Annotated in this window: 24 protein-coding genes; 9 read left to right on the top strand and 15 right to left on the bottom strand. The window is 55.1% G+C overall.

Translation table 11 applies throughout. From position 1 onward, the window contains the following. Nucleotides 1–67 precede the first annotated feature (67 nt). A complete protein-coding gene (locus LG204_RS05440; protein ID WP_230336314.1) occupies nt 68–1,069 on the bottom strand; it encodes a sodium:calcium antiporter in 1,002 nt (333 codons plus the stop codon). Between the two features lie 94 nt (nt 1,070–1,163). Here LG204_RS05440 and ampD point away from each other — a divergent pair, with 94 nt between their 5' ends. After that, on the top strand, nt 1,164–1,697 hold the full coding sequence (gene ampD / locus LG204_RS05435; protein ID WP_407664167.1) for a 1,6-anhydro-N-acetylmuramyl-L-alanine amidase AmpD: 534 nt from the start codon (nt 1,164–1,166) through the stop codon (nt 1,695–1,697). Between the two features lie 35 nt (nt 1,698–1,732). Here the strand turns inward: ampD and LG204_RS05430 are convergent, their stop codons facing one another. From LG204_RS05430 to purM, 7 genes are all read right to left on the bottom strand, one after another. Next, nucleotides 1,733–2,662 (bottom strand): DMT family transporter, encoded by a 930-nt coding sequence (locus LG204_RS05430; protein WP_230336312.1) that lies wholly within the window; start codon nt 2,660–2,662, stop codon nt 1,733–1,735. A 254-nt stretch (nt 2,663–2,916) separates the two neighbouring features. After that, entirely contained in the window at nt 2,917–3,366 is a 450-nt protein-coding gene (gene azu, locus LG204_RS05425) for an azurin (protein ID WP_230336311.1), read from the bottom strand. A gap of 217 nt (nt 3,367–3,583) precedes the next feature. Continuing rightward, nucleotides 3,584–4,813 (bottom strand): dicarboxylate/amino acid:cation symporter, encoded by a 1,230-nt coding sequence (locus LG204_RS05420; protein ID WP_230336370.1) that lies wholly within the window; start codon nt 4,811–4,813, stop codon nt 3,584–3,586. A 146-nt stretch (nt 4,814–4,959) separates the two neighbouring features. Beyond that, a complete protein-coding gene (locus LG204_RS05415) occupies nt 4,960–6,258 on the bottom strand; it encodes an RsmB/NOP family class I SAM-dependent RNA methyltransferase (protein ID WP_230336310.1) in 1,299 nt (432 codons plus the stop codon). After that, nucleotides 6,255–7,289, bottom strand: coding sequence for a DUF3108 domain-containing protein (locus tag LG204_RS05410; RefSeq protein ID WP_230336309.1), 1,035 nt, complete (start codon nt 7,287–7,289; stop codon nt 6,255–6,257). The genes LG204_RS05415 and LG204_RS05410 overlap by 4 nt, the downstream gene beginning before the upstream one ends. Beyond that, nucleotides 7,279–7,983, bottom strand: coding sequence for a DUF3108 domain-containing protein (locus LG204_RS05405; RefSeq protein ID WP_230336308.1), 705 nt, complete (start codon nt 7,981–7,983; stop codon nt 7,279–7,281). Before LG204_RS05405 ends, LG204_RS05410 begins: the two co-directional genes overlap by 11 nt. Before the next feature lie 61 nt (nt 7,984–8,044). Then, the gene (gene purM, locus LG204_RS05400; RefSeq protein WP_230336369.1) at nt 8,045–9,064 is read right to left on the bottom strand and encodes a phosphoribosylformylglycinamidine cyclo-ligase; all 1,020 of its coding nucleotides are present in this window, start codon (nt 9,062–9,064) and stop codon (nt 8,045–8,047) included. Nucleotides 9,065–9,164: 100 nt separating this feature from the next. Here purM and LG204_RS05395 point away from each other — a divergent pair, with 100 nt between their 5' ends. The 3 genes from LG204_RS05395 (at nt 9,165) to LG204_RS05385 (ending at nt 11,344) form a co-directional block, all read left to right on the top strand. Then, nucleotides 9,165–10,244 carry an AI-2E family transporter gene (locus LG204_RS05395; RefSeq protein ID WP_230336307.1) on the top strand — a complete coding sequence of 360 codons (1,080 nt, stop codon included), beginning with the start codon at nt 9,165–9,167 and terminating at the stop codon, nt 10,242–10,244. Nucleotides 10,245–10,297: 53 nt separating this feature from the next. Further along, complete coding sequence (locus LG204_RS05390; RefSeq protein WP_230336306.1) at nt 10,298–10,912, top strand: HdaA/DnaA family protein; 615 nt, start codon at nt 10,298–10,300, stop codon at nt 10,910–10,912. Nucleotides 10,913–11,062: 150 nt separating this feature from the next. Continuing rightward, nucleotides 11,063–11,344, top strand: coding sequence for a hypothetical protein (locus LG204_RS05385; RefSeq protein ID WP_013441044.1), 282 nt, complete (start codon nt 11,063–11,065; stop codon nt 11,342–11,344). Between the two features lie 140 nt (nt 11,345–11,484). Here LG204_RS05385 and ahpF read toward each other — a convergent pair whose 3' ends face one another. Both ahpF and ahpC read right to left on the bottom strand, forming a co-directional pair. Further along, nucleotides 11,485–13,029, bottom strand: coding sequence for an alkyl hydroperoxide reductase subunit F (gene ahpF / locus LG204_RS05380; protein ID WP_230336305.1), 1,545 nt, complete (start codon nt 13,027–13,029; stop codon nt 11,485–11,487). 174 nt (nt 13,030–13,203) lie between these two features. Continuing rightward, on the bottom strand, nt 13,204–13,770 hold the full coding sequence (gene ahpC / locus LG204_RS05375) for an alkyl hydroperoxide reductase subunit C (RefSeq protein WP_013441042.1): 567 nt from the start codon (nt 13,768–13,770) through the stop codon (nt 13,204–13,206). A 384-nt stretch (nt 13,771–14,154) separates the two neighbouring features. Here ahpC and LG204_RS05370 point away from each other — a divergent pair, with 384 nt between their 5' ends. After that, nucleotides 14,155–14,904 carry an elongation factor-1 alpha gene (locus LG204_RS05370; RefSeq protein WP_230336368.1) on the top strand — a complete coding sequence of 250 codons (750 nt, stop codon included), beginning with the start codon at nt 14,155–14,157 and terminating at the stop codon, nt 14,902–14,904. A gap of 61 nt (nt 14,905–14,965) precedes the next feature. Here the strand turns inward: LG204_RS05370 and soxZ are convergent, their stop codons facing one another. From soxZ to LG204_RS05355, 3 genes are read right to left on the bottom strand one after another with little or no spacing between them, the layout of a single operon-like run. Then, nucleotides 14,966–15,283 (bottom strand): thiosulfate oxidation carrier complex protein SoxZ, encoded by a 318-nt coding sequence (soxZ, locus tag LG204_RS05365; protein WP_230336304.1) that lies wholly within the window; start codon nt 15,281–15,283, stop codon nt 14,966–14,968. Nucleotides 15,284–15,291: 8 nt separating this feature from the next. Further along, nucleotides 15,292–15,735 carry a thiosulfate oxidation carrier protein SoxY gene (locus LG204_RS05360; protein ID WP_230336303.1) on the bottom strand — a complete coding sequence of 148 codons (444 nt, stop codon included), beginning with the start codon at nt 15,733–15,735 and terminating at the stop codon, nt 15,292–15,294. Nucleotides 15,736–15,753: 18 nt separating this feature from the next. Next, on the bottom strand, nt 15,754–17,190 hold the full coding sequence (locus tag LG204_RS05355; RefSeq protein WP_230336302.1) for a M48 family metalloprotease: 1,437 nt from the start codon (nt 17,188–17,190) through the stop codon (nt 15,754–15,756). A gap of 57 nt (nt 17,191–17,247) precedes the next feature. On the opposite strand from LG204_RS05355, the gene moaC reads away from it, so the two are divergent. Both moaC and LG204_RS05345 read left to right on the top strand, forming a co-directional pair. Continuing rightward, entirely contained in the window at nt 17,248–17,733 is a 486-nt protein-coding gene (moaC, locus tag LG204_RS05350) for a cyclic pyranopterin monophosphate synthase MoaC (protein WP_230336301.1), read from the top strand. Nucleotides 17,734–17,822: 89 nt separating this feature from the next. Continuing rightward, nucleotides 17,823–18,314 carry an OmpH family outer membrane protein gene (locus LG204_RS05345; protein ID WP_230336300.1) on the top strand — a complete coding sequence of 164 codons (492 nt, stop codon included), beginning with the start codon at nt 17,823–17,825 and terminating at the stop codon, nt 18,312–18,314. A gap of 29 nt (nt 18,315–18,343) precedes the next feature. Here LG204_RS05345 and thiO read toward each other — a convergent pair whose 3' ends face one another. After that, nucleotides 18,344–19,441: a glycine oxidase ThiO gene (gene thiO / locus LG204_RS05340; RefSeq protein ID WP_230336299.1), complete on the bottom strand. Its 1,098-nt coding sequence runs from the start codon at nt 19,439–19,441 to the stop codon at nt 18,344–18,346. A gap of 45 nt (nt 19,442–19,486) precedes the next feature. Continuing rightward, nucleotides 19,487–21,454 (bottom strand): cation:proton antiporter, encoded by a 1,968-nt coding sequence (locus LG204_RS05335; RefSeq protein ID WP_230336298.1) that lies wholly within the window; start codon nt 21,452–21,454, stop codon nt 19,487–19,489. 264 nt (nt 21,455–21,718) lie between these two features. Between LG204_RS05335 and LG204_RS05330 the strand changes: the two genes are divergently transcribed. Further along, the gene (locus LG204_RS05330; protein ID WP_230336297.1) at nt 21,719–22,717 is read left to right on the top strand and encodes a KpsF/GutQ family sugar-phosphate isomerase; all 999 of its coding nucleotides are present in this window, start codon (nt 21,719–21,721) and stop codon (nt 22,715–22,717) included. A 1-nt stretch (nt 22,718) separates the two neighbouring features. Further along, nucleotides 22,719–23,243 (top strand): KdsC family phosphatase, encoded by a 525-nt coding sequence (locus LG204_RS05325; RefSeq protein WP_013441032.1) that lies wholly within the window; start codon nt 22,719–22,721, stop codon nt 23,241–23,243. Nucleotides 23,244–23,249 lie beyond the last annotated feature (6 nt).

The following is a 23,249-nucleotide window of genomic DNA, read 5'->3' as shown; positions in this document are numbered from 1 at the left end:
TGGATTGCTTGAAACTCGAGCCAGGGCTGGGCTTAACGCGCCCTGGCTTACAGACTTAGTCCGAAACTCAGAGCAATACAATGCCGAGGTAGATCAGATACATCAGGCCATTCACCCACAGATGCCAGATCTTGATGCCACCCCGCGCCACCAGCACACGCAACCAGATGGCGGCGACCAGCGTAATCACCAATCCGGATAACACTTCCACCCTCGGCTCCCACGGCGTCAGCATGATGCCGATAGCGGGCAACAAGGTACCCTGAAACACCATGGCGCCGGTGATATTGCCAAAGGCCAGGGTATCCTTGCCTTTGCGCACCCACAGGATGCTATTCACCTTTTCAGGCAATTCGGTCGCAATAGGGATAATCAGCAGGGATAGCAACAGGGTCGATACCCCGATAATTTGCGCCGCTTCTTCCACGCCATGGATAAAGCCTTTTGCCCCAGCTACCAGCAGCCCCAGACCGAGCACCAACTGCAGCACAATCACGACAGTGTTATTGGGCAGGCCCAGGCGGCACAGAAACATCGGATCTTCCGCTTCGGTACCATGTCCACTGCTCACCAGATGCTTGGAGGCGCGTATCGTCAGCAAGATGTAGATGAAGTAGATCAACACCATGCCAAAACCCAGGGCAGCGCGGATAGCCGCCTGCGTATGGGGAATGAACAGGGCCAGCGCGGCAAACGAGAAGGCAACGATGAAAAAGTCGAGATCGCGCCTCAAGCCGGTTTTTTCCGGATGGAAACGACCATTGGCGCCGCGCTTTTTCAGCACGGCAAATGCCATCAAGGAAATCGACAGGGTTGCCAGCATCAAAGGTGCACCGAGAATGGCGCCTACGCCAATTTCTTCATTGGTTTGCAGGTTTTGCGTGCCCGCCAGCAAGGCCAGCAAAGGCACGGAGGTTTCTGGCAAGGCAGTCCCGACAGCGGCGAACAATGAGCCGGTCACCCCTTCTGAAATCCCCAGCTTTTCCCCCAGATGCTCCAGTGCATTGGTAAACACCTCTGCTGCGATTAGAATCACAATCAGCATGAGGAACAATTCAAAAAACACCATGGTTATGCATCCATTTCTTCAGTATCGGTCAAGGTGCGTAGCCGTGGGGCACGCGACGAATTTCAGGATTTTATCGGATAACATGAACGCCAACATGACAGCTCTCGAAATTAACGCAGACGGCGTGCTGAATCAGGCGACGTTTATTGCCTCGCCCAACTTCGACGTCAGGCCCGATGGAGCTGAGGTTAAGCTGATTGTGATCCACAATATCAGCCTGCCGCCGGGACAGTACGGTGGAAGCGGCATCATCGAATTATTCACCAACCAGCTGGATCCGACAGCGCACCCGTATTACGCCGAGATTCACACGCTCAAGGTTTCCTCCCACGTTCTCATCCGGCGCGATGGTAGCCTGCTGCAGTTTGTTCCGTGCGACCTTCGCGCCTGGCATGCCGGGGTGTCCAATTGGCAAGGCCAGGAACGCTGCAATGATTTTTCCGTGGGCATCGAGCTGGAAGGATGCGATACCGATACCTTTACCGAAGCCCAATACGCGCAATTGCAGCAGCTGATCGCCGCCCTTAAAAAGCGTTACCCCATTGCCGGCATTGCCGGGCACTCGGATATCGCGCCCGGCCGCAAAACCGATCCCGGCCCCGGTTTTGACTGGTCTAAGATCGCTTAGCCTTAGCCGTCTGCCATTCAAGCCAAACCTGCCCCTCATGCTGGTTTGCGGCCGAGACTAACGGCCAACACACCGGCCATGACCAGCGCGGTACCGCCCAGCTGCAGCCAGGTGATGTGTTCACCAAGAAATATCCAGGCCAGGAAAATGGTCGATACTGGGCCGATTGAGCTGATGAGCGACGCACGGTTGCTGCCCAGCCGCTGAATACCAATATTAAGCAACACCGCTGGCAACACCGTCGCCACCACGGCCATCAGCAAGCTCAGCAGATAGACCTCGCTCGGCAACTGGGTCCAGCTCACCACATGCTGGCTACCGGCGTAATGCATGCCGCTGGTAAACGTCGCCACCAGCATGGTGTAAGCGGTAAACCTCGACGCACCGACCTGCGGAATCAATTTGCCACTCAACACCAGATATGCGGCATACAACACCGCACTGGCGAACACTAGTGTTGCCCCCATAAGGACGGCATCCGCAGTACCGTGCACAAACTCGATATCGTGTCCTACCACCAAGCCAACGCCCGCATAGCCCGAGACCACGGCAAATAACTCGCGCCGCCCGATTGCCTGCCTGAAGAGCAAGGCAGAAAACATCAAGACCATGGTGGGGTAAAGAAACAGGATGATGCGCTCAAGGCCGGCACTGACATACGCCAACCCGGCAAAGTCCAGCCACATGGGACCATAGCCGCCAATAGCGCCCAGCCCCAGCACCGCCAGCCATTGGCGCAAAGAGAGTGTTGCCAGGCTATCCTGCCGGGATGACCACCACGCTAATGCCGCGAAAAACGGAATGGAGAATGCCATGCGCAGGGCAATCAGCGTGGCCGGATCCACCGGATACACGTACGCCAGCTTGACGATGATGGCTTTGGATGACACCGCCACAGAGGCGAGCAACACCATGGCAATACCCGCCATGGGAGAGGAAAAGCGTGAGCTGTTAAACATAGACATCGTTGACCCAGTTCTGGGCTCAACGAGAATAGACAGTAGTCAACCGCGGAGAGCCCGCGGTTGCAAAATTCAGGACAAATAGCAACCGCAGCACTGGGTGGCACGCAGCCACAGCGCTTTGCGGTTAATGACGGAAATGATCGCTATTTGTTTTTTCATGGAGGCGGCACTATAAGGCAGTGCCTGTTCTAAGGTCAAGGCCGGTGTGCATGGGTAATGCCCCCGGCCCTGACTTCAGCTTGTTGAATGGCTGATCAATTTACGAGCTTGACGCTACCCTTCATCATGAAGGCATGGCCGGGGAAAGAGCAGAAAAATACATAGTCTTGTCCATCTGCGAGCTTGCTGGCAGCAAACTTGACGCTATCTTTCTCGCCACCGCCAATCAGCTTGGTGTGCACAATCACGCGCGCATCGCCCGCCTTGACGTAATCATTCGCTGATCCGGCAGCGGCGCCATCGGTCAGCACAGCTTTTTCGTCACTGGCTTTGGCCAATACCCAGTTGTGACCCATCATGGCTTTTGCCATGGTGCCGGTATGCTTGAGATTCACGGTGAATTCCTTGCAGCTTTTGCTGACTTCGACAGCTTTGGTGTTGAACTGCATGGCATCATTGGCTTCGATATCAATACTGCAGGCAGCCGCCATGGCCTGACTGGAAGCAAATCCGATGACAAGTGCGAGGGAACGATATAAACGCATAGTGAATGTCCTTTTTTACTGAGCTAAAGTAGGGAGTTGTTGGCTTACAGCCCTGCTTTTCTGCGGGACATCGCTGGCTAATGAGAATTATTATCATATAAAGCCATAAAAAATGCCAGCCTTGCTCCGACTGGCACGTGGTGGCGTTGAGATTAAATTTTAATGCTCTTAAAAACAGCCGGATACTTGGGCTTTCACGAGCAAATAAGTAGTCAAACTAGCGCTGCACCAGTTTTTGCACAATCAGACTGCCCACCATATCCCCTTCAACATTCACTGTGGTCCGCAAGGTATCGAGCAAGCGGTCTATGGGCAACAAAATCGCAATGGCCTCAGCGGGTAACCCCACCGACTGCAACACCATCACCATGGTCACCATACCCGCACTGGGAATGCCCGGTGCACCCATGGCAGCGATCATGGCGGTAAAAAATACCACCAGCTGCTGGCCCGTACCCAACTCTATGCCCGCCAGATGCGCAATAAACAAAGCGGCCGCCGCTTCATACAAAGCGGTGCCATCCATATTGATGGTGGCGCCCAGCGGCACGACAAACCCGGCGATTTCCGGTTTTACGTGCAGCTTGTTTTCGACGCAGCGCAAGGTCACCGGCAAAGTCGCCGAACTCGAACTGGTCGCAAAGGCTGTAATCAGCGCCTCGCGCGCGCCACGCCAGAAGCGCAAAGGCGTTACCCCAGTCACAACGTACAGTAACAGTGGCAGAATGATGACACCGTGGATCAGCGTCGTCGCCACGATGAGCGTGACAAATTTGCCCATGGTCTGTAGCAGACCCAGATCCTGATTGGCCACCAGCTGGGCCAGCAAGGCCATGATCCCTAGCGGCGCCAGGTGCATGATCCAGCCAACAATCCGCATGACCAGCTCCTGAGCTTCCTGCAGCAGTTTGTGTATGTTCTGGTAGCGCTCGCCCCCAACCACCAGGGCAATCCCCATGAACAAGGCGAAAATCACCACGGCCAGCACCTTGCCATTGGCGAGTGCGGCAAACGGATTCATGAACAGTTCATGCAGAAATTGTTTGAAAAACTCAGACATGGTCATCCGATGAGCTTCGAAATTCTGCATGGCATCCTGGAACATGGCCAGTTGCATGCCCTCACCCGGTTTGAAGATATTGCTCGCGGCTAACGCAAGTGCGATGGCCAGCGCCATGGACAGGATGAAAAATCCCAGCGTGCTGATCCACACCCGGTGTACCTGACGATGCGCCTGAAGATTGGCGACCCCGACAACTATCGACGTGAATACCAGGGGGATCAACACCATCTTGAGCAGGTCGATAAACACACTGCCGACAAGTCCGAGCGCATACAGTGACTGCACGCGCAGCTCGCTATCCTGGGCAAGGGTGCTGATCGCCATGCCAATGAGCACGCCTATGGCGGCACCGCTAAAAATCTGGGTGTTGAGACTAAGCTTCATCGAGACCTCGGGGATTAGGCGGCTACGGTTAAGTGCTGCTTGCATGCAGGCAAGCCCTGCATGAAATGACTTTACCGCAGCCGCCCGGTGCTGCCTAGTATTGATTAGAGGCGCGCGGAAGCTAGCGCTTAATCAGCCAGCCCTGATCAAGCGGCTGGCGTTTCCTGGCTGGCGGCGGCTTTTTCAAATACCGCTGCAAAGAAACCATCGGTCTGATGCAGATGAGGCAACAGTTTGAGGTAAGCCCCGGTGTCCACCGGAATCTGCTGTTGCGCCAGGACTTCATTGGCAGGAATCAGCTTGAAATCGGGATGGGCTGCCAGAAACGCTTCGGCAATGGCTTCGTTTTCATCGGAAAGCAGGCTGCAGGTAGCGTAAATCAGGCGGCCGCCCGCCTTCACCAGCTTGGCGGCTCGCGCCAGGATAGACGTTTGCTTGCCACTCAGCTCCAACACATCCTGCGGGGTTTGCCGCCATTTGAGGTCGGGGTTGCGACGCAAGGTACCCAGGCCACTACAAGGTGCATCCACCAGCACGCGGTTGAACTTGCCATTCAGACGTTTAAGCTTGGCGTCCTGCTCGCTGCTGATCAGTTGGCTATGCAGATTGGACAAGCCCGAGCGCTTGAGGCGCTGCCCCAAATTGGTCAGGCGTTTTTCGGATATATCAAATGCATACAGACGACCTGTATTGCGCATGAGTGCACCCATGGCAAGGGTCTTGCCCCCGGCACCCGCGCAGAGATCAGCAATCATCTCGCCGCGACGTGGTGCTACCAGATGTGCCAGCAGCTGACTGCCTTCATCCTGCACTTCTACCTTGCCTTCGGTAAACAGAATATGCCGACTGATATTCAGGCGCTGGGGCAGACGTATACCGGTCGGTGATAGCGGGGTCGGTACAATGGTGTCCTGATTCAGCTGGGTATTTTCGCTGATGAATTTGGCCAGCACGTCTTCGCGGGTCGCTTTGATCGTATTCACACGCAAATCCATCATGGCCTGCTGTTGCATGCTGCGCGCAATAGTGAGTGCCTGCTCATCACCGTATTGAGCACTGAGTTTTTCCCATAACCAGTCCGGCATGTCGGCCTGAATGGCGAGACTGAGATTGTCTGTATTTTTGGCTTTGATTTCCTGCGCCCACTCTTTTTGCTGGGTGTTAAGCGTGTCTTCCAGGTCGCGCAGGCTCATACCCTGCACACGTACCAGCCAGGCCACCAGCAGTTTGCGCGGGTCATCACCATCGGCAAGGTAGGATAGCAAGCGCTTGCGGCGCAATACGCCATAGACGGACTCCGCTACAAAGGCTCTATCCTTGGTGCCTAGCTCGCGGTTATTGCGGAAAAAAGAACCGAGCACAGCATCGGCCGGGCCGGTACCGGCGAGAATATCGGCCAGCGCAGTACCAGCAAATCGAAGTAATTGGGGATGGATGTTTTTCATTTCATGATATCGGTATTCAGCTTGGTCATAATCTGCTCAAGCACTGTACCGTCCTCGTCTGTTTTACGTATTTTAATAGGCAGGTAACGATAGTCGACCGCCAGCCACAACTCGGTCTTTTCGTTACCACTGGATTTTGCAATATGGAGGGCACGTATCTCGCCCATGCGGGTCTGCACCTGCTCTTCCCCTTCAAAACTATAGCTGTATGTACGCAGGCGCTTGCCATTGGTCACCGCCACCTGCATCTGGGCCAGAGGATCCTGATACATGTATTGATACATGAAACTTAGCAAGTCCTGTGTCCCCGCTGGCAGGACCTGCGTCACCAGCCCCTTGCTGCTTTGCATGGCGATCGTATGGTTATCCCAATCCAGCTCGGCTCGTTGGGCCTTGGCTTCGTTGTTGCCATACTGATAAAAAAAATGCTGCGGCTGCAAACCGTGTTCCGTCACCACGCCTTCGCTACGCTGCACCAGCTTGCCGGAGACAAACAGGGATGCGAGCCCTTGAGCCTCGGTTTCGCTCGTGAGGCTATAGCGATTTTCGTCATGCACCTTGAAAAGCACATGGGTACGGCCTAATGCGCCAGCCTGGCCACCGCGCTTTACCTCATAATCCATTTCCACATAATTCACCGGATCAGGTTTGGATAGCTCAGGTGGAGCCTCGGTCACTTCTTCAGGCGGCTCGTTTTCCTCTAGAACAGGGGCAGCGGCATCACCAGCATCCGCCAAACCAGTGGGAGCATTCTCCGCTGGCGTCCCCTCTGAGGGCACCGCCTCCTGAGGAGCGGCAGGCGTGGCCTGGGTAGCCGCTTTTTTGGGTTTGGGCTTGACGGCCGGTGGCAATGGCTTGGGCAATGGCGCAGGCAACATTTCGACCTGCATCGTGCTGGGGGCAGAAGGCAAATCTGGTAGCCTGATATCCAGCCCGCCCAGCAACACCACATGCAACAGCAGTGAAATCAGCAGGGCCAGGGCATAGCGGAGGTAATACTTACGCTGAGGGTCGTCTTGCTTATTCCGCATGCACGCTGGTCAGAATCTGCTCGATTTTGGCACCTTTGTCATCGCGCATTTCCAAACGAACAGGCAGATGATGACGGTCCGTCGCCAGCCAGAATTCCTTGCTGTCCTCGCCATCCGGCGTGGCATCTACCAGATGCAGCGTCTTGAAATGGCCGCCAGGCAAATCAAGCGGGACATCGCGCTCAGTCACCCGATAATGATAGCTACGCAGCTTCTTGCCAGTCGTCACCGGCATATTCACATCCTCGCCAACAGGGGGACGGAACATGAATTGATAAATGAAACTGGCCAGATCCTGAGCACCTGGCTCAAGGGGGGCAGTGACGGTTTTGCCTTTCACTTGCATATTGAGCTGGTTCTGGGGCCAGTCGAAGTCCGTCAGCAATGATTTTTTATCGTTGTCACCCTGATGCAGCTCAAAATGGCTGGGCTTGAGCCCTTGCTCGGTGACTTCGCCTTCGCTCATCAGGCGGCGCTTGCCAAACAAAGCATACACACCTATGCCCTGCGTCACGCTTTCAATGCGGTAGCGGCCGTTTTCCTGACGAAACGTCTCGGTCACCGTGGCGAATGGCTGACCATTGCGGGTGGCTTCATACACCAGCTCCACCTGGCGCGGCGCGGCGTGCACGACCGACGCCGCCAGCAGGCAACAAGCAGTGAAAATGGAATTGCGTAAGGAAAGATAGCGCATGATGTCTACTTGAAGTGAGCGATGTCCATGTGACGATAGCCGCTGGTTTTCGTTCCGGCGATTACACCACGACCGTAGGCGCTTCGTTTGGTTGCTGCGCGCGAATCTGGCCAATCTGCCACACCTGCTCACCGGCATCTGCCAGCAGCTTGATTGCCTCTGGCGCCTGCGCGGCTGACACAATCACCACCATGCCGATACCACAGTTGAAAGTACGATACATCTCGTCATCGACCACGTTGCCTTGTGCCTGCAGCCATTGGAACAAGGGCGGCAGGGTCCAGCTGTCGCGGCGAACTTCGGCGGTCAGCCCGGCAGGCAATACGCGCGGGATATTTTCCGTGATGCCGCCACCGGTAATGTGGGCCATGCCCTTGACCGACATGGCCGCCAGCAGCTTTAGCAGGGATTTGACGTAAATACGGGTAGGCGCCATCACCACATCGCGGAATGGCTTGCCATGGAAATCGCTATCCATATCAATACCGGATTTCTCGATCAGCTTGCGGATCAGCGAGTAACCATTGGAATGCGCACCACTGGATGCCAGACCCAGCACGACGTCACCCGCCGCAATGGTAGTACCGTCAATGATGGCTTCCTTGTCGACCGCACCCACGGCAAAGCCAGCGAGGTCATACTCACCTGCAGGATACATACCGGGCATTTCAGCGGTCTCGCCGCCAACCAGGGCACAGCCCGCTTGTTCACAGCCCAGCGCAATCCCCTTGATCACCTGGGCAGCCACGCCAACTTCGAGCTTGCCACAGGCAAAGTAATCCAGGAAAAACAGAGGCTCAGCGCCTTGCACAAGAATATCGTTCACGCTCATCGCGACCAGATCGATACCTACGGTGTCGTGTTTGTTCAGCTGAAATGCCAGCTTGAGCTTGGTGCCCACGCCATCGGTACCAGAAACCAGCACAGGATTTTTGAATTTTTTCGGGACTTCGAACAGCGAGCCGAATCCGCCAATTCCGCCCAAAACCTCGGGGCGCATGGTACGCTTGGCAAACGGTTTGATCTCCTCGACCAGCGCATCGCCGGCTTCGATATCGACACCGGCGTCGCGATAGCTCATTGAAGTTGGTGCGGCACCGCCGTTGGTTTGATCAGAATTCAAGTTGAGTTCTCGCTTTCCACAAGATAAATTACAGTAATTAAATATAATTTTACCCGAAATGACCGCCAAACGAGAAAACCTGTTGCCTGATTACCGCGTGATTCTGCTCGGCAGCCTGTTCCTGCTGGTGGTATATCTGCTGCTGCCCATCATGGCGCCGTTTCTGATTGCCGCCATTTTCGCCTATATCTGCAATCCGCTGGTCGACAGACTAGCTCAGGTACGCCTCTGGCAGCTCACCTTGGGGCGCACTATCGCCTCGCTTCTGGTCATGCTGATGTTAATTGCCATTATCTGCATCCTGCTGCTGATCGTGATCCCCATGATGCAGAAAGAATTCATGCTCATCATGCAAAAGCTGCCGACCTACATCACCGGCTTGCGCACCCGTATTGAGCCTTGGCTGTTACAGCACTTTGGCGTCGCCGTGGATATTGATGCCACCAAAGTACAGCAGGTGATTACCAGCAACTGGAAATCTGCCAGTGATTTCGTTGGCAAGTTCTTGCTGGCACTGAGCGATCACGGGCTGGCGCTGTTTGCCTGGCTGGCCAATCTGGTGCTGATTCCCATTGTGCTGTTTTACCTGCTGCGCGACTGGCACGATATCCTCAATCGTTTTGACCAGCTACTGCCACGGCGCTGGTATGCCAAAACCGTAGAGATTGCCCGCGAAGTTGACATGATGCTGGCAGAATTTTTACGCGGGCAGTTATCCGTCATGCTCTTGATGAGCGCATTTTATGCGACCGGTCTCTGGCTTTCCGGGCTGGAGCTCGCGCTGCCCATTGGCTTGATTGCAGGCTTGCTTGGCTTTGTGCCTTACCTGGGCATCGGCACTGGCATGCTACTCGCGGCACTGGCATCGGTGCTGCAGTTCACCACCTTTGCCCAATATGTGCCCGTCATCGCGGTGTTTGGGATCGGGCAGATGCTGGAAAGCATGTGGCTCACGCCCTGGCTGGTAGGAGACCGTATCGGCCTGCATCCTGTCATGGTAATTTTTGCCCTGCTGGCTGGCGGTCAATTGTTCGGCTTTACCGGCATCCTGCTGGCCTTGCCTGTCAGCGCCGCGATTGCCGTCGGTCTGCGCCATGCCAAACGCGCCTATCTCAATAGCGATATCTACCTGCGTTAAGCAGGTTCACATAAAATGCAGCCCCTACTCATGCCGCCCCGCGGCTAAATGCCATGAAACAGTTATTGCTCGACATTCAACCATCGGCCTTGCCCAGCCTGGATAATTTTGTTCCAGGCCGCAATGCCGAAGCCCTGCACAGCCTGCGCGCCGCGCTGGAGGGCCAAAGTCCGCAACGCTTTATCTACCTGTGGGGCGAAACCGGCAGCGGCAAGAGCCATCTGTTGCATGCCTGCAACCGCGCCGGCGAAGCCTCGGGTGTGCATGTTATCTGCGCTGATGATGTACAGCTACTAAACGAAGAAGAACAGATTGCCTTGTTTGACAGCTACAACCACCTGCGTGCTGGTGAAGGCGTGTTGGTGGCTGCTGGCATCGCGGCTCCTACCGCCATGCAGCTCCGTGATGACCTTGCCACCCGCCTGGCATGGGGCCTCAGCTATCAACTTCATCCGCTCAGCGATGAAGAAAAAGCCTTGGCATTGCGCCAACATGCGGCAGCGCGTGGCATGCGATTGCCGGATGAAGTGCTGGATTATTGCCTGCGTCACCTGCGTCGCGACTTGCCGACGCTGGTTTCCACGCTGGATGCTCTGGATGAATGGTCGCTCAGTTACAAACGCCCGGTAACGCTGCCCTTGCTACGCCAGCTGCTGAGCCTGTCGTGACGCCCTCGGCAGCAAAATCATAAAAATTTAAAGCTATATCCATCTTGCGAGTATTGATTTTCTTGTAGAGACCTGTAATGCTAGTTTCACGGTTTTTGATTTTTTAAGTACGGAAACTGTAGGTCTTTTATAAAAACGAGGAGATATAAAATGCACTCAGCACTATTGATCGTAGACCGGCCGAACCCCAATCATGAAAACAAGAATTGGGTCACCTTCATCACCAGCAGTCAAAACATCATTCAGTTAAACAAGGAGCAGCACAAGTCGGAGTCTACTCAGGCGTTTGCCGACAATGTGTTCCTGATCCCACTGAAGAATGAACTGCACATTTTCACGCTGCTCGCACAACGGGCCCGTGATCTGGGTTTCAACGTCAGAGTCACCTTCTTTGACCAATACCCATCATTTGTCATCTCTCAAGCCATTTAAAAACCTCAAAAATGCTTGAGTTGTAACAACGGCAAAACCAAAAAATTCAGGGCCAGTGTTCTCCCCTACCCGGGAAAGAACACTGGCCCTGGCCTTTTATGGCAATTGAGATTGTCATAAAAGTAGGTGCAGCGTGACGCTTACTGGCGTATCAGGTAATCAAATGCGCCCAGTGCTGCCTTGGAACCTTCACCCATGGCAATGATGATCTGCTTGTAAGGCACGGTCGTCACATCCCCCGCCGCAAACACACCCGCCATCGATGTCTGCCCATGCGCATCCACCTTGATCTCACCGAACTTGCTCAGCTCGACATCACTGCCCTTGAGCCAGTCGGTATTCGGCAAGAGACCGATTTGTACAAAGACACCTTCCAGTTCCAGATGATGATCCACGCTTGTGGCGCGGTCCTTGTACACCAAACCGTTGACCTTTTGGGAATCGCCGGTTACTTCGATCGTTTGCGCGTTAATGACCACCGTGACATTGGGCAAGCTGAACAACTTGTTCTGCAGCACGGCATCAGCACGCAGCTTGGTGTCGTATTCGATCAGCGTGACATGGCCAACAAACCCGGCCAGATCAATCGCCGCCTCAACGCCTGAGTTACCACCGCCAATCACCGCGACACGCTTGCCTTTGAACAAAGGACCATCGCAGTGTGGGCAATACGCCACGCCTTTGCCGCGGTATTCCTTCTCACCTGGCACGTTCAGCTCGCGCCACCGGGCACCAGTAGCCGCAATCACCGCTTTGCTCTTGAGCGTAGCGCCACCTGCCAGCTTCACTTCAACCAGCTCGCCGCGCGTAATCGACTCGGCACGTTGCAGGTTGATGATGTCGACATCGTAGCTGCGCACATGCTCTTCGAGTGCTGCCACCAGCTTGGGCCCTTCGGTTTCCTTCACCGAGATGAAGTTTTCGATGCCCAGAGTATCCATCACCTGACCACCAAAACGCTCGGCCACGATACCGGTACGTATGCCCTTGCGAGCCGCATAGATAGCGGCTGAGGCGCCAGCAGGTCCACCGCCCACGATCAGCACATCATATGGTGCCTTCTGGTCCAGCTTGGCAGCCTCGCGTGCCTCAGCACCGGTATCCAGCTTGGTCAGCAGCTCTTCTACCGTCATGCGGCCCGAGCCAAATGGCTCACCGTTCATGTAGGTGGTTGGCACGGCCATGATGTTGCGACCATTTACTTCATCCTGATACAAGGCACCATCAATGATGGTGGTTTGTACCTTGGGATTCAGAATCGCCATCAATGCTGTCGCCTGCACCACGTCCGGGCAGTTATGGCAGGAGAGGCTCATGTAAACCTCAAAGCGGAAATCACCATCCAGCGCCTTGATCTGTTCAATCACGTCCGCTTCGACCTTGGGCGGGTGACCACCAGTCCATAACAAAGCAAGTACCAGCGACGTAAACTCATGGCCCAGCGGAATGGCAGCAAAGCGTACGCCACTGGTCTCACCTTCACGTGCAATCACAAACGAAGGCTTGCGGGCATCATTGCCAGCCAGATCCAGGCTGACCTTGTCTGACAGCGCGGCAATGTCTTGCAACAACTCACGCATTTCAGTGGCTTTTTCACTGTCATCGAGCGAGGCTATCAGCCGGATAGGCTGACGTAACATGCCCAAATAGGTCTGAAGTTGGGTTTTGAGTGTATCGTCAAGCATGGTGTTCTCCAGTTGTTCGGGGTGAGTTCACCCCGGCCTTGCGCTTTTGGCGCTGGCTTGGTTTCGTTTATTCCAGGGATCGCGTCGAGGGCAGGACACGGTTGGCTAGTGGCCTTCCATGCCCTGTGCTCAACGCCCTGCCGTAGCAGGAGCGTTTAAGGCGCTATTCCCGCCTTAGATCTTGCCTACCAGATCCAGAGAAGGAGTCAGGGTCTTTTCGCCTTCCTTCCACTTGGCTGGGCAAACCTGGCCTGGGTTGTTGGCCACGTATTGCGCTGCCTTCAGCTTGCGTACGGTTTCCTTCACATCACGCGCAATGGCGTTGTCATGGATTTCAGCCGTCTTGATCACGCCTTCTGGGTTGATGATGAAGGTGCCGCGCAGTGCCAGACCTTCTTCTTCAATATGCACTTCAAAAGCGCGTGTCAGTTGGTGAGTCGGATCACCTACCAGCGGGAACTGTGCCTTGCCCACGGCTGGCGATGTTTCGTGCCATACCTTGTGTGAGAAGTGCGTATCGGTGGTCACGATATAAACTTCGGCGCCCGCCTTCTGGAATTCAGCGTAATTGTCAGCAGCATCTTCAATTTCTGTTGGGCAATTGAAAGTAAACGCGGCTGGCATGAAAATCAGCACGGACCATTTGCCCTTCAGAGCTGCATCGGTCACTTCAATAAACTTGCCGTTATGAAATGCCTGGGCTTTGAATGGCTTAACTTCAGTGTTGATCAAGGTGCTCATGTAAATCTCCTTTTGGGTTGGTTTGGAAACGAAGCTAAGTATAGAGAAAGTCTTATAATAATAAAAATTGATTGTTTAAATACTTTTGATATATTTTAAATATCGGTGTGGTAATAATGCCGCAGCCTCAGCGGCATGTTGATTAAACCCTGTCAGCTGCCATTTGTTCCATCATTTCTGAAAGATACCGATGCAAAAAAAATCTGCCCTTGATAAAAATGCTGTTTATTTTGTAGCAGGCACCTAAGTTTGAGGTATTCTTTCGTTGAAACTGCTGTGCCTGATACATCTCTCTGCAGAGCAATGTAACGCCACGTTAATACGCAGCCGTCATCCCGCTTTTTCAACCTGCTTTATGAGAATCAAATGAAGTCAACATCACCTATGGACTGGTTCAACCTTCCCAACCTCCCCACCCCTGTCAAGGTTCTGTTTTCTGGCTATTTGCTGGTAATCGGCGTCGGCCTCTGTATGGCAGGTTTGCAGATCATGCTGACTCACGGCATGGCAGACGGCAAAATCGGCTTGTCAAAAGACGATATCGTCTACAGCTACTACGGTGATCGCAGTGGCAGCCGCCTCGAAGGCATGCTGAACGGCGCCATGAAAGACAAGGCACCCCCTGAAGTACGCCTGGAGATTATCAAGTGGGCGCGCGATGGCGCACCGGAAAAAGAATGGGAACCCCACTTCAAGCAAGTATTCGCCCAGCACTGTGTCATGTGCCACAGCAATGTGCCCGGCATCCCCAACTTCACCCACTTTGATGAAGTGAAAAAAGTGGCTCAGGTAAATGAAGGCGCCAGCGTGGCAAGCCTGACGCGTGTCTCGCACATTCACTTGTTTGGTATCGCGTTCATCTTCTTTTTCATGTCGCTGATTTTCAGCTTTGCTGTCAACGTGCCACGCAAATTGAAGATTCTGGCCATCGCCTTCCCATTCGCCTTCCTGATTCTGGATGTGCTGTCATGGTGGCTGACCAAGCTGAATCCTGGCTTTGCCTGGCTCACCATCATTGGCGGTCTGGGTTACAGCGTCGCCTCAACCTTCATGTGGTTTACCAGCATGTACCAGATGTGGATTTTGTCGCGGAATGGCAAAGTCTACGGCAATGCCTGGGAAGCTGATCTGTAAGTCAGCTGATCTCGAGGTTAGCTAATCCATAGCTCAGCTGAGCTACAGTTATCACTAGTCGCTAGCCCGCCGTGACAGCAATTTCATGGCGGGCGCTCTGGCCCTTGTTGTCATGCCAGACCACAGCGACCATGTCGCCGACCTTGGCGCCGCGCAAGTGCAAGGTCAAATAGGGGTTCTTGGAAATACCTGTCCCCCATTGCGCCTCTGTCACCACGTTGCCATTCAGGCTGATCGTCACCAGCTGAATAAAATGGGCTGGTACCACTTCATCCAGATCATTTTTACGTCGCCCGGTTTCCATCGGATGCGTCATCAGCACTTTCAGCTCTGTTACGTCTCCCTTGAGCTGTGCCCGCATTTTAATGTTATCTGCCATATTGCCTCCTAGCCGCAGCCGTTTTCCAGCACTTCAACCTGTTTGCCCGCCGTAAAGTAGCGCGACCCCACTTTGACAATCGCCTTCACCTCGGCGGTTTCTGCCATTTTGATGCGGGTGACCACATAAGGCTCTGCGTCTTTGGCAAACATAAAATTGGCGATCAAAGGGGTAGGGTTGTGCTCAACTACGATGGCAATCGCCTCCGTGCCCGGAATCCGGCTGATGACCTCCACCTGGACTACGGCGCCATTTTCAGCACGGTCTGGCGCGTTGACGGTAATGTCTGCACTAGGCGTTTCCTTGTCGACCTGCAAGCCCTGGGTTGCACCAGCCAGCGTGGTCGCTTCAAATGCCGCTTTATTCCACACCGCCGCCAGCGCCCGCAGTGGCAGTAGCAAACCACTGAGCAATGCTGCACCACTCATCAGGATAAATCCGCGTCTTTTCATGGCTGTCCTTTTATCGTGTTAGCCCCTGTCCTTGGGGTCATTCAGCAGCAGGCGCAACTGCTTGAGGCGCGCTTCTACAATAGATTGCTGGTAAAAATCGCCATCGCCCGCCTTGGCTGCCAGGTCCATCTGCTCTATCGCCCGCGGCAAGTTATAGCTCCGCACATAGGCTTCCCCTTGCGCCTGATGCCGCAACAAACGCTTGCCCTGCATGGTATACGCCTTTGAGCGCAATTCATAAAAGTAGGGATCATCCGGATAGAGGTCGATATTTTGCGCCACCAGATTAAGCGCTGCGTCGGTCTGGCCCAGTCGCAGCAAATGTTCGGCATACCCGAATATCAGGGCACGGGATCGAGGATAATGCTCCAGGCCTTGCTGGAATAAGTGGGTAGCAGCCGCAGGATTTTGTTTCGCCATCTCGATATTGGCTGCCAGGCTGGCAAACATGGCGTGCGCACTGGCATTCTGATTGAGCCAGACTAGCTCGTTGGCTGCCGTCTTTACGTCATTGGCCCGCAGGCTGGCAATGGCAAGCCCATAATGCTGGGCGGCTTCATTGGTATACGTGCGTTGCGCAAGATTGTTCCTGAACAGTTCCATGGCTTGCCGCGCAGGACCCAGGTTGGCCAGCAGCTTGGCGCGCACATATTGGAATTCCGCACTATCCTGCACCTGCCGATAAGCACCTTGCTCCACGCGGGAGCGCACATCGGCAATCCGCTCGGTCGTCAGCGGGTGGGTACGCAGAAATGAAGGCGCACTGCCATCAATAAACCGCGTACCCCGCTGCAGAATCTCAAAAAAAGCTGGCATACCGCGCGTATCAAACCCCGCATCCGCCATGATCTGCAAACCTACGCGATCAGCCTCGCGCTCGTGCTCACGCGTGTAGTCCAGCTGCTTTTGCAATGAGCCGGCACTGGCTGACATCATGGCACCGCTGGCAAGCTGCGGGTTGGCGCGCGCCGCCAGCAATGCAAGACCGATGGTCGCCATGCTGATGATAGAGTCGCGTTTCTGCTGCGCCATCATGCGCGCCAAGTGACGCTGCACCACATGGCCGATTTCATGACCCAGCACGCCTGCCACTTCGGATTCGTTTTCGGCAGCGACGATGAGCCCAGTATGCACCCCCACCACACCACCCGGCATGGCAAAGGCGTTGATGGAATTATCCTTCACTACAAAAAAATTGAAGGGCAATAGCTTGTCAGAACTGGACGCCACCAGCCGCATGCCCAGTTGCTGCACATAATCCTGCACTTCGGGATCACGCTCTACATCATCGCTGGCCATGACGCTGCGCATGATCTGATCGGCAATTTTCTTTTCATCCAGCGGGGAAAGCACGGTGGCCGAAACATCGCCCAGATCGGGCAATCCATCCGCGGGGGATGTGGGCACAAAAAACAAGGCCATGACGGCGATGACAGAGGTATAAACAAGCTTCATTGTTGCTATGATAACGGCATTCTCAAGCAAGTTCACCGTTTCGGAGCAGGCCCCATCATGACGCAACTCACCCATTTTGACCCCAGCGGACAGGCCCATATGGTCGATGTCGGGGATAAAGCGGAAACCAGGCGCATTGCCGTGGCACGGGGCAGCATCAGCATGCTGCCCGCTACGCTGGCGCTCATTCAGGAGGGGAATAGCAAAAAAGGCGACGTGCTGGGGATCGCGCGGATTGCCGCGATTCAAGGTAGCAAGCGATGCGCTGACCTCATCCCGCTTTGCCATCCGATTGCCTTGACCAAGGTCGGAGTCGAATTCGAGATTGAGAGCAGCCAGCACACCATCCATTGCACGGTCACTGCGGAAACCGTGGGCCGAACCGGCGTAGAAATGGAAGCACTGACGGCAACCAGCGTTGCCCTGCTGACGATTTACGATATGTGTAAAGCCGTGGATCGTGGCATGGTGATTCGAGACGTGCAACTGCTGGAAAAACAAGGTGGAAAATCCGGCCACTGGCAGGCCGCCAGCCACACATAAATCAAAACGACGACGACGCGTTATTTGGAAGAGACGGGATGAAGGGGTATCCTATTGCCAGCTCATGCGCTACGTCACAAGGAGATCGTTTGAAAACATTAAAGCATATTGCCCTCGCCGCCACCCTGGCATTGGCCTCGATGCATGCCAGCGCCGAGATCAAGATCGGCTACGTCCATCTGCAAACCGTCATGCAGTCGTCCCAGTTTCTGGCCACTGGCCAAAAGCTGCAGACCGAGTTCAAGCCGCGCAATGCCGAGTTGCAGCAAGCCTACAAGCAACTGGAAGACCGGGAAACCGCTTTCAGCAAAGATTCGCTGACGATGGCGGAGACTGTGGCGAGAACCAAGCGTCGCGAGCTGAACAACCAGCGCGTGGACCTTGAGCGCCGCCAGCGCGCCTTGCAGGAAGAGTTTGAGCAGCGCAAGAAAGACGAACTTGCCAATCTGCAAGATCGCATCAATAAAGCCGTTACCGCCGTCGCGCAGAGCGAAGGTTACGATATCGTGTTTTACAACACCTCCGCTTATGTCGGCAAGCGCGTCGACATTACCGACAAAATCATCAAGCAACTCAAGTAAGCGTACACAGCCTTCGCCTACCCGCGCGCCTATTCGGCAGCACGGTAGGCGTAAGCGGCCAGCGCACTCTCAGTAGCACTTCCTTGCACCAAATCCGCCAGCAGCTCCGCACTCGCCGGGGCCATGGTGAGGCCATAACGGAAATGGCCACTATTGATATACAGATTTTTGTAGTGTGGGTGCGCGGCAATGGTCGGCACATTATCTGGCGAGCCGGGGCGGAAACCACTCCAGTGCGCCAGAATAGGCGCATCCGCTAATTCAGGTAACAGGGCAGCAGCTTTGACTGCCAGCTGCCTGCCCATGTCATCAGTCACCGCGTGGTCGAACCCGACATCTTCCAGACAACTGCCCGCCAGGATCAGGCCATCCCGCCGCGGCACCATATAAAACCCTTCACGGAAGACAATATGCGTGAGCTTCTGCTGATGCGGTTGCGCGTAAAGCAGCATCTGGCCACGCATGGGCTTGATGTGCAGCGGCTGCTGGTCTCCCAGCAACAAACCACTCCATGCTCCCGCCGTCAGTACAAAGGCATCCGCCTGCAGTTCACGGCCAGCCTCCGTTTGCCAGCGCGTCAGGTGATCTCGCTCTGGCGCGGCAGCCAAAGGCAGCAGCTCGGTGTTTTCCAGTATGGTAGCCCCCTGCTGCTGCAGCCATTGCTTCAATGCTGCCAGCAATACCGGCGGCCTTACATGCGCCACTTCCGGTAGCCACATGGGCTCATCCTGCCAATCAGCCGCGAAACTATGCGGAGGCGCCGCCGCCTGCTCGGCAAAGCCATACTGGCTGGTCCATGCCAATGCCTGCTCGCGCTTGTAATCCGGCAACAACAGCATGCCATCCTGCTGATACTCGGGGTCTATACCGGTGTCTTCCAATAGCCGCTGGCAAAGCTCGCCATACGCACGCATGCTGGCCACCGCCAGCCGGTTTACCGGCTCGACATAGGCCCATGGCAAAAGAGGAAAAAGTATCCCCGCGGCCGCCCAGGATGCCTCGCCCTGCGCATGCCCGCCGATCTGGCCGCGCTCCACCAGGGTCACCTGATGGCCACGCTGAATCAGGGACATGGCAGTCATACAGCCGAGTATGCCGCCCCCTGCTACGATAATGTTACGGCTCATAAGATTTGAATAATTCAGGTGCAATAAAATGAAGAGTGTCGGACTTTAACGCCCTTGCAGCAAGGCTTTTTCAGCCAGTACAAGATCCTTGGGGGTGCCTAGCAAAACAACCACATCGCCTTCGATAAAGACAGACTCGGAAGTGGGAGCCCATGGCTTCAGGTTAAGACGACGGATAAACTTCACCTCCACGTTGAGGCCGGAGAAATTGATATCCCCCAGCCGCATGTTGAGCGCATAGGCGGAAGAGGTAATCAGCACCGAATTGAGACGGGGCACCTCTTGTGCCTCTTCATCCAGATCCGACATGCCGTGGAAGAAGCCACGGAACATCTTGTAGCGTTCCTCACGGAACAAGCGGATACGTTTCACCACGCGATTCAGCGGCACGCCGAGCAAGACCAGCGCATGCGAAGCCAGCATCAGACTGCCTTCCAGCACCTCAGGCACAACCTCAGCCGCGCCAGCCTTGCGGAAGCCTTCCATATTGGCATCGTCCACCGTCCGAACAATGACTGGCAACTTGGGGTAATTGTCTTCCACCACATGCAGAATCTTCATGGCAGAAGGCGCATCATCATAACTGATAATCAGCGCCTTGGCCTGCGCTGCACCGGCAGCGGCCAATACCACGCGCCGTCCGGCATCGCCGTAGATCACGTTTTCACCTGCGGCTGCCGCTTCCCGTACCCGTGAAGGGTCAATATCCAAGGCAATGAACGGAATATTTTCCTCGCTGAGAAAGCGCGCCAGATATTGGCCACTGCGGCCGAAACCGCAAATGATCACGTGATCAACCAGCTCTTTGCCCACGCTCTCGATGTCGTGGATCTGCTTTTCCCGATTGCGCACATAGCTACGCGACAGCAACTCGCCCAGCCGCTCGTTGTGCTGGATAATAAAGGGCGCCACCACCATGGAAATCAGCGAAGCCGCCAGCACCACCTGCAAGGCCTGCCCATCAATCAGGCCATGCCCCAAGCCCAGCGACAGCAATACAAAACTGAATTCCCCTGCCTGTGCCAGCGTAATGCCGGTGCGGATAGCCACCCCAGGCTCGTGCCCAAAAGCGCGACTCAGTACCGCCACCAGCACGCCCTTGAACAGGATAAACCCGGCCGTCACCAGCAATACCAGCCCCAGGTTGGCCGCCAGCTCATGCACATCCAGCAGCATGCCTACGGTAATGAAAAACAGGCCGAGCAGAATGTCGCGGAACGCCGCGATATCCGACTCCACCTGATAGCGATAGCGGGTTTCCGAAATCAGCATACCGGCGATAAAGGCTCCCAGCGCATATGAAAGCCCGGCAAGCTTGGTGGCAAATGCCAGCATCAGCGTCACCATCAGCACATTCATCACAAACAGCTCACGCGAGCGCTGGCGGGCGACCAGGCTAAACCAGGGATTAATCAGCGACTTGCCAAATACAAACAGGATAATCAGCATGACCGCAGCCTTTAGCAGGGAAATCAGCAACACCTGCCCCAGATCACCGCCATGCGAAGCCAGCGCCGGAATCAGCACCAGCATGGGCACCACGGCGATATCCTGAAACAAGAGTACGCCGATGGAGAGACGGCCGTGGCGCGAATTCAGCTCGAGGCCTTCTACCAGCATTTTCGACACAATGGCGGTCGATGACATGGACAAGGCTCCCGCGATGACAAACGCGGTTTCCCAGCTGAGCCCAAAGGCAATGCAGGCCATCATGACAGCAAGCATGGTCAGCAGCACCTGCATGCCGCCGAGGCCGAGCACGGTCTTGCGCATGGCATACAACTGGGCCAGACTGAACTCCAGCCCGATACTGAACATTAGGAATACGATGCCGAACTCGGCCAGCTCACGATTGGCTTCCGTATCCGGCAGAATGCCGAAGGTATGCGGCCCCAAGGCCAGCCCGACCAGAAAATAGGCCAGCATCGCCGGCAGACGCAAGGCACGAAATAGGGCAACAGCCAGCACCGAGCTGGTCAGGAGTATCAGAATGGCGGGTAAAGTATCGTGCATTAAAATGGCTTTGAAGGAACTCAACATTTAAAGAGGGCTGTCTGGAGTAGAAGGCAAGGGAAAGCAGACTAGGCCGACCGTCATGCATTGACCGTCAACCGATATCCTCTGGCAGCTGGCTTGATCCTCAGACACAACCCTTTTCATGCACGCCTCCCCTTGAAAAATCTTACAGGCAAAATTTATGCCGACTTTATCAAAAGTCGGCATGGATTACTTATAAATCCTTTATTCGTCGGACATTCCCTTTTATACTTGCCGGGTATGGAACCATCAAAAATACGAAAAATTGGTGCGAACAAAACACCGATTGATCTGGCAAGGGAAGTCCTGTTAATTGAAGCACGCGAGGTGGAAGCTTTAGCCCGCAGGCTGGATGACAGCTTCACGCGTGCCGTCGAACTCATTTTACAATGCCATGGTCGCATTGTGGTGACCGGCATGGGCAAATCCGGTCATATAGGAAACAAAATCGCAGCCACCTTCGCCAGCACCGGCACGCCCGCTTTTTTCGTCCATCCGGCCGAAGCAAGCCATGGCGACCTCGGCATGATTACCGGCAATGATGTGGTGATTGCCCTTTCCAATTCCGGCGAAGCGGACGAGCTGCGCGTGATCCTGCCAACGCTTAAGCGCATGGGTGCACGCCTGATCAGCATTACCGGCAACCCGCAATCCACTCTCGCCAAAGCGGCTGATGTCAGCCTGGATGCGCATGTAACCGAAGAAGCCTGCCCACTGGCGCTGGCGCCTACTGCAAGCACCACGGCATCGCTGGCCCTGGGCGATGCGCTGGCCATTGCCGTCATGGATCAACGCGGGTTTTCAGTCGAAGAATTCGCCATGTCACACCCCGGCGGTACGCTGGGTCGCAAACTGCTGCTGCATGTGCGCGATGTGATGCGCACGGGTGAGGCTATCCCCAGTGTCGGGGTGGAAGCCAGCCTGAAAGAAGGCTTGCTGGAAATGTCACGCAAAGGTCTGGGCATGACGGCGATTGTCGATGCACAGCAACACGCGGTTGGCGTGTTTACCGATGGCGATTTGCGCCGGGCATTCGAAAATGAAGTGGATGTCAACAAAACATACATGCGTGATGTAATGCATGCATCCCCGCAGCAAATACGCCCGGAGCAGCTGGCAGTCGATGCGGTTGCCATCATGGAGCAGAAGAAAATTACCAGCCTGTTGGTCACGGATCAGCAGGGAACCCTGATCGGGGCATTGAACATGCACGATCTCCTTATTGCAAAGGTGGTTTGAATTGTTGTCAGTAGAAGAGCGCGCCAAGCGCATTAAACTCGTGGTATTCGATGTCGACGGCGTCATGACCGACGGCGGCCTGGGGCTGGGCGACGATGGTCAGGAATACAAATTTTTCCATTCGCATGATGGCTTGGGCATGAAACTGCTGAAAGCCACTGGGGTGCATATGGCGATCGTCACCGGTCGCACATCGCAGGTCGTCGTCAAGCGCGCCGCCAATGTCGGGATTCTGCATTTTCATCAGGGCGTGGATGACAAGCTCGCATCCTTTGATGAAGTCCGCGCGCAATTTGGCTTCAGCCGCGAAGAATGTGCCTTCATGGGGGATGATGTGATTGATATCCCGCCCATTCGCTACGGCGGCCTGGGCATTACCGTGCCGCACGCCATGCCACTGGTCAAGGAATACGCGCATTACATCACCAGCCGCCCCGCAGGCCATGGCGCCGTACGTGAAGTGTGCGAGTTGCTGATGAAGGCACAAGGCACTTTTGACGCGCAGATGGCCAGGTTCCTGAAGTAAGGATTG

The organism is Methylovorus menthalis (assembly GCF_020523625.1).
Taxonomy (GTDB): domain Bacteria; phylum Pseudomonadota; class Gammaproteobacteria; order Burkholderiales; family Methylophilaceae; genus Methylovorus; species Methylovorus menthalis.
This window is presented reverse-complemented; position numbering and strand designations above follow the sequence as displayed.

Coding starts and splice junctions, on each gene's coding strand:
- LG204_RS05440 (WP_230336314.1), bottom strand. CDS start 1,069: ATGGTGTTTTTTGAATTGTTCCTCATGCTGATTGTGATTCTAATCGCA.
- ampD (WP_407664167.1), top strand. CDS start 1,164: ATGACAGCTCTCGAAATTAACGCAGACGGCGTGCTGAATCAGGCGACG.
- LG204_RS05430 (WP_230336312.1), bottom strand. CDS start 2,662: ATGTCTATGTTTAACAGCTCACGCTTTTCCTCTCCCATGGCGGGTATT.
- azu (WP_230336311.1), bottom strand. CDS start 3,366: ATGCGTTTATATCGTTCCCTCGCACTTGTCATCGGATTTGCTTCCAGT.
- LG204_RS05420 (WP_230336370.1), bottom strand. CDS start 4,813: ATGAAGCTTAGTCTCAACACCCAGATTTTTAGCGGTGCCGCCATAGGC.
- LG204_RS05415 (WP_230336310.1), bottom strand. CDS start 6,258: ATGAAAAACATCCATCCCCAATTACTTCGATTTGCTGGTACTGCGCTG.
- LG204_RS05410 (WP_230336309.1), bottom strand. CDS start 7,289: ATGCGGAATAAGCAAGACGACCCTCAGCGTAAGTATTACCTCCGCTAT.
- LG204_RS05405 (WP_230336308.1), bottom strand. CDS start 7,983: ATGCGCTATCTTTCCTTACGCAATTCCATTTTCACTGCTTGTTGCCTG.
- purM (WP_230336369.1), bottom strand. CDS start 9,064: ATGAGCTATCGCGACGCCGGTGTCGATATCGAAGCCGGCGATGCGCTG.
- LG204_RS05395 (WP_230336307.1), top strand. CDS start 9,165: ATGACCGCCAAACGAGAAAACCTGTTGCCTGATTACCGCGTGATTCTG.
- LG204_RS05390 (WP_230336306.1), top strand. CDS start 10,298: ATGAAACAGTTATTGCTCGACATTCAACCATCGGCCTTGCCCAGCCTG.
- LG204_RS05385 (WP_013441044.1), top strand. CDS start 11,063: ATGCACTCAGCACTATTGATCGTAGACCGGCCGAACCCCAATCATGAA.
- ahpF (WP_230336305.1), bottom strand. CDS start 13,029: ATGCTTGACGATACACTCAAAACCCAACTTCAGACCTATTTGGGCATG.
- ahpC (WP_013441042.1), bottom strand. CDS start 13,770: ATGAGCACCTTGATCAACACTGAAGTTAAGCCATTCAAAGCCCAGGCA.
- LG204_RS05370 (WP_230336368.1), top strand. CDS start 14,155: ATGGACTGGTTCAACCTTCCCAACCTCCCCACCCCTGTCAAGGTTCTG.
- soxZ (WP_230336304.1), bottom strand. CDS start 15,283: ATGGCAGATAACATTAAAATGCGGGCACAGCTCAAGGGAGACGTAACA.
- LG204_RS05360 (WP_230336303.1), bottom strand. CDS start 15,735: ATGAAAAGACGCGGATTTATCCTGATGAGTGGTGCAGCATTGCTCAGT.
- LG204_RS05355 (WP_230336302.1), bottom strand. CDS start 17,190: ATGAAGCTTGTTTATACCTCTGTCATCGCCGTCATGGCCTTGTTTTTT.
- moaC (WP_230336301.1), top strand. CDS start 17,248: ATGACGCAACTCACCCATTTTGACCCCAGCGGACAGGCCCATATGGTC.
- thiO (WP_230336299.1), bottom strand. CDS start 19,441: ATGAGCCGTAACATTATCGTAGCAGGGGGCGGCATACTCGGCTGTATG.
- LG204_RS05335 (WP_230336298.1), bottom strand. CDS start 21,454: ATGCACGATACTTTACCCGCCATTCTGATACTCCTGACCAGCTCGGTG.
- LG204_RS05330 (WP_230336297.1), top strand. CDS start 21,719: ATGGAACCATCAAAAATACGAAAAATTGGTGCGAACAAAACACCGATT.